We start from the raw sequence: 5,404 nt of genomic DNA on the forward strand, positions 1-5,404 counted from the left end.
AAAGATCAGCGGTTTTGCGAATTATGCTCAGAGACGTTTTACTATTTTTGGTAAACTGGGTGACACGGTTTACCGGCGGAAGCGTAATGGCGAAAGATACAGTTATCCCTACCAGTATAAGGAGAAATATCAGCCTACTGTGCTCAGTCGCCGCAGCGATGAAATTGCCCGTAAGGCAGCCGTAATATCAAATCCCCGCCATACTGATTATAAATCCATCATCAATAAAATCTATTATTACACACCTTATTTTGTGTATGCAGGAGAATATAAATTCACATGTAATACCTTTTATAAATTGCGGGAAAAAGGTGAATATGAAATAAAAGTTAATGGTATGGGCTTTATCCGGCAACTGGCACCACGCACGAAGGAAGAATACAGTTTTGCATCTGCGGACAATTATCAGCTTGAGTGCTGGCATAATGATGAGTTATACAGCGAGCGGGAAGTTATCGTGATATCAGCGGAATCCGCTCTTGAAACCGTCTACAATGCCTGGTTTAATGCACATCTGGAAGAAATTCTGGCACTTCCTGAACCGGATTTTGTCAGCTTAAAACGCTACCCTCGCTGTTTGAAAGGAACTACTTATATCCGCAGCGTGTCTGGTAAAGCAGCAGAAAATCTTTATATTTATCAGGGCAGCCAGCCTGACATGATGTATTCACGCAGCGCAGCAAGTCATGCAGAGAACCCGCAAACGCACTATTTCTGCCTGATATATCCGCATATCAGAGACTGCTGGAAGGTAGTGGACTTTGGTTTTCTGATTTCCTGGCAGATCTATCAATCCAGATGGCTGGATAATCATTTCAAGAAAACGCGAAAAGCAACTGGTATCCTGCATTTATGGACAAGTGCCGTGATCAGGGCAGCAGCAGAACTAAGCTTTGATCTGGAACATCTGGCACCGGATAACTGGCTGCCGGGAATAGAAACTCTGGGTGATCTGGTGGAAGCAGCGGGATATCTCCGCTATGGTGTCAGCGATAAGGTGTGGCAACAACCGATATTCTAAATCTTATGGACAAGATGGACATTATGGACGGAATGGACGTGTCCATAGTGTCCATTGAGTCCATAATGTCCATAAATAATTATATTTTCCCTTGACAAATAAAATCGCTGTTTAGATGATATGTTTGTGGAGGATAACATGAATAAGATTATATTATTAGCTCTATTAGTTGTTATTTCGTCCTGCAGCTTTCAAAATCCAACTGAGGAAAATTCTAACACGTCAACTGGAGTATTTATTTTAAACGGGGAGACGATTGAGCAGTCTTCTGCCAATGATCTAATTTACCGACAGCAATTAATTATCGACCTTGATAATCTGGAAGAATATCGACTGCGTATTCATACTTTTTCGGGAAATATGGCTGAAGAATGGGAAACTAATGCTGAGGGTTGGTATATCTTAGATGGCAAATGCTGGCTGCAAAGTCCCCAACTGGATTTCAACTTTGTTATAGAAGATGGCAAAGTGCTTGATGCCATAGAATATATAGAAATTGAATATAGAGATAAAGACCAGCAGGAAGGCAGTGTGCAAGTTTCTGACCGGCGCTTGATCGGCACAAATATCCTGGCTCCAGCTACTGGTCTGGAAATTGGTAATTGTTATCAGTTCAAACTTACAGAAGCGGTCAGCAGTCTATTAACTGATGGTATGTATGCTCATCATTTTATGTATCGGCTAAATGTAACTGATCTGGATGGAATAGTTCAAACTACTGGTGACTGGTATAATTCAATAACTCAGAGAGATATAAGAATCTTAAATTTATCAGCAGATAGTGAGCCTTCGCTTGCTCAGCTGAGTGATGAAGAATTGTATCAACTGGAAGTGTATGTAGTCACGCGATCCGGTTATGCAGACATTGATAATCCGGCAAGTGTGAGTTTTGCCTGCACGGGAGAGGTTAACCAGCCGGAAACTATTATCTATAATGGTAGAAATCCTGAGGAAGAAGCCTCTATAAGTTATATTTACAATACCTGCTGGGTTTTAGGTGAATATCACTATAATCTTGATAAACCTGATTTTCTGGAATATTATGATGGGCTGCCACAGGAGACAGTTAATGGTGAGGGGCATTATGCAACACCATTAAATATTGATTTATCGGGAGAATATACTTTGATAGGCAGTGACGATCTGAAGGTCTATCTGGAATGGGGTTACTGGGGTAAATATGGACTTAATCAATATATCAATCCCGAAATCACTAATTCACCTTATGATGAAGAAATTAATCTACTGACCAATCCAGAAGGTACAACTAATTATTCAGCGAATGTAGAATATTATGAAATCCAGCTTGATGGGCTGGCACCGGCAACAGATTTTTATGGATCAGCGGCAGAAGAAGTAGAATCTGGTTGGCTGCGGATACGAGCATTATATCCTGATTGTGAGAAGATCAGGCTGGAAAACCTGCCATCTGGAGAACATGTATTCCGAGTTCGGGCAGCGGATAACTTTGGCAATGTTGATGCAGAGCCAGCCGAATTTGCCCTCACTATCTATGAATATATTGAACCTGAAAACCGGGACGATCTGCTGATCCTTGATCTTGATTATGATAGTAATTTTTCACCTGACGTTATTCTTGATACTATCTATCTGGAAGCAGTGGGCAACTATCCTGGAAGTATAACCCAAATTGATCTGTGGGAGCAGTCCTTATCTTCTCAGGAGATTTTAACTAATAATAGTAAACTGAATTTTGAGGATATGTTATTAGCACGAAGTGACCTGTTACCGTATAAATGGATAATCATCCATCAGGACAAGCGTGGAGCAGGGATACATCATGGGCTATTTAATAATCTCTATGATATCCATACACAGGGAAGTAACCTGATATTCAGCGCTGGCAGTGATTTAAGGAATTTATATAACAGTGCACTCAATCATGCAACAGCTAAATCAGTACGAGTATTTGAAGACTACTGGGGAATAGAGCTATCGGAGGAAGAAGATAATGTGGAATGTGTTAGTCAGTCACCTTTGACCAATCCTTATTTTATAGGAGCAAACCCGACAGGAGACATGAATTTTTTAGGACTTATGCTGCCCAGTTGGAATGATTTAGTAAATATCACCCAGGGTCTGGGTCCTTGCTGCATCTTCAACGAAGAAGGGATCAGTTCAAATATAATTTACCTGTATGACTGCAAACCAGTGGATGCAGAGACTTTCCCTCCCTCGCTGGAGGATTATAATTATTTGAATGACAAACCAGTAGCTATTAATAATGTTTATAATTCCAGTCAATCCTGGATATTTGGATTTAGCCTGCCTTATATAGTACCTGAGGATTTGCAGGAAATGTTTGATGATATTTTTACCGGGAGGAGGTAAATATGAAGAAGCTAATAATAATTATTGCAGTATTATTAACATTATCCTATGCATCCGGCAGAAGCCTGATTGAACCTCTGCCCACTCGAGATCTTGACTATTATAATATTCTGGAATGCTCAAATTTGGGCTTGAATGTGACAAATTATGGCTGGATGGGGAAAGTTGATGGCGGTCAGCATGGGTTAGTCTGGCCCAATCTCTATAATGAGGGATATTGTGAACATCTTCATCAGGGAAGTCTCTGGGTGAGTGGTTTACGCTATCGCCGTAATGGAGCAGGGCAATTATTATATTGGCTGCCCAATCCTGAGGATGAGAATGATGTAGTTACTGAAACCGATGAGGAATGGACACCTGACCTGAAAGTTGTATTAGATACTTTAACAACTACTGGATATGATGGCGATCTTGATCTGAAGGAATTTCTGCCTGCTTATAATCCGCTGGAAACCTATCATGCAGAAAATTATCAGTATTATAACGGGTTAGATGTGCTCATGCAGCAGGCGGGGCAATTCTATGGCATTGATGATGATAATGATGGACTTATCGATGAAGATGATCTGGGCAGACCATGGGCGCAAGAAGATATTTACGGTAACTGGTGTTTTACTATTCCTTATGATGATGATGGGGATGGACAGTTTGATGAGGATTATAGCTATCCTGGCTTTGAAACTACTTTGGCATATTATTATGACTACAGTCCCTTTGGTACAGCTATAGATAGAGACTGGGGAAATCAAAAAAGCATGAGCAGTCATTATCCTCTGGGACTGGCAGTGGAACAGCAAACCTGGAGCTATCCGGTTGCCAGTTTGCAGAATATCGTATATGTTAACTGGAAAATTACAAATACCTCTGCGATAGACAGTTTGAAATATTTGAGTTATGGTTTGATGATCGATGCTGATATAGGACCTTTGGGTTGGAATTATATTTATAATGACGATGTGAGCAGCTATAATGGTGAACCTGATTATGAATATGCCTTTAGTTATGATTATGATGGAGATGAAGGATTATCTGAAAGCATACTGGCTGCTAAAATGCTGAACTTCGATTATGGCTATACCTGCTGGGCGTGGGAAGTAGGTGATGGACCTGATGATTCCGATCCTTTGGATTTTAATCCTTCGGGACTTACAGCAAATGAGAAATACTGGCTGATGACTTATAGAAATCCTAATGATGAAAAATATACATCACTAAGGGATTTTCCTAATGGGCAGGTTGCTGGAAATGGATGTGATACGCGTTTTATGTATTCAATTTATGGAGCAATGCCGCATACAGGGGATATGGATGAGAACGGCATATTGGATTATCTGGAAACTGATGAGCAGGGAAACTATTTTAAGCGGTATGATCTGGCGCCACTGGAATCTATTGATATAACTGCCGTATTATTCGTTGGAACAAATACTGAAGAGCTGGAGAATACCTGTAATGAAGCTGTTGCTTTTTATAACTCTGATTTTGATCTGACACCATATATGGGTGAACCTTGTGTGCCCATATTGAACAGCGTTGGCATAGATAATCATCAGGTGGTTATAGATATGTTTTGCTTAACTACCCCGGATACGCTCTGGCTCAAATATAAACAGGTAGATGCACCAGCTTCAGATTGGATATATATAAATTTGCCAGTTGATACTTCGGAATATACAGTGACAGAGATCACTGAATCAGATTATTATGAGTTTGTAGTCGCTGTTGCCTATGGAGATGTTTATCTGGAGAGCAGGAAAGAGACATTTTATTTTGATAATCTGCTGAATGAAGATGAAAATGAAATCTCAGCTCCAGCACCAGTACTCTATAATTATCCCAACCCCTTTAACCCGAGCACGACAATATTCTGGCAGCAGGAAAATGCAGGTCAAACCAGTCTGAGTGTTTATGACATCAAAGGACAAAAGATAAGAGACCTCACAAGCAAGCAATATGCTACTGGAGAGCATTCTATCATCTGGAATGGTTGCGATGGTGATAATAATACCTGTTCCAGCGGAATTTACCTGA

3 protein-coding genes are annotated in these 5,404 nt (G+C 40.4%); all 3 read left to right on the forward strand.

The features are described from left to right. Positions 1–1,021: hypothetical protein (locus RAO94_01075; GenBank protein MDP8320920.1), on the forward strand; the 1,021-nt coding region annotated here is incomplete at its 5' end. A 138-nt stretch (positions 1,022–1,159) separates the two neighbouring features. Then, entirely contained in the window at positions 1,160–3,373 is a 2,214-nt protein-coding gene (locus tag RAO94_01080) for a hypothetical protein (GenBank protein MDP8320921.1), read from the forward strand. Positions 3,374–3,375: 2 nt separating this feature from the next. Next, positions 3,376–5,404 (forward strand): FlgD immunoglobulin-like domain containing protein (locus RAO94_01085; protein MDP8320922.1); only part of this gene is annotated, 2,029 nt, incomplete at its 3' end.

The organism is Candidatus Stygibacter australis, assembly GCA_030765845.1.
GTDB lineage: Bacteria > Cloacimonadota > Cloacimonadia > Cloacimonadales > TCS61 > Stygibacter > Stygibacter australis.

What these genes read in the sequence shown, in the direction of transcription:
- RAO94_01080 (MDP8320921.1), top strand. Translation starts at nt 1,160, where the DNA reads ATGAATAAGATTATATTATTAGCTCTATTAGTTGTTATTTCGTCCTGC.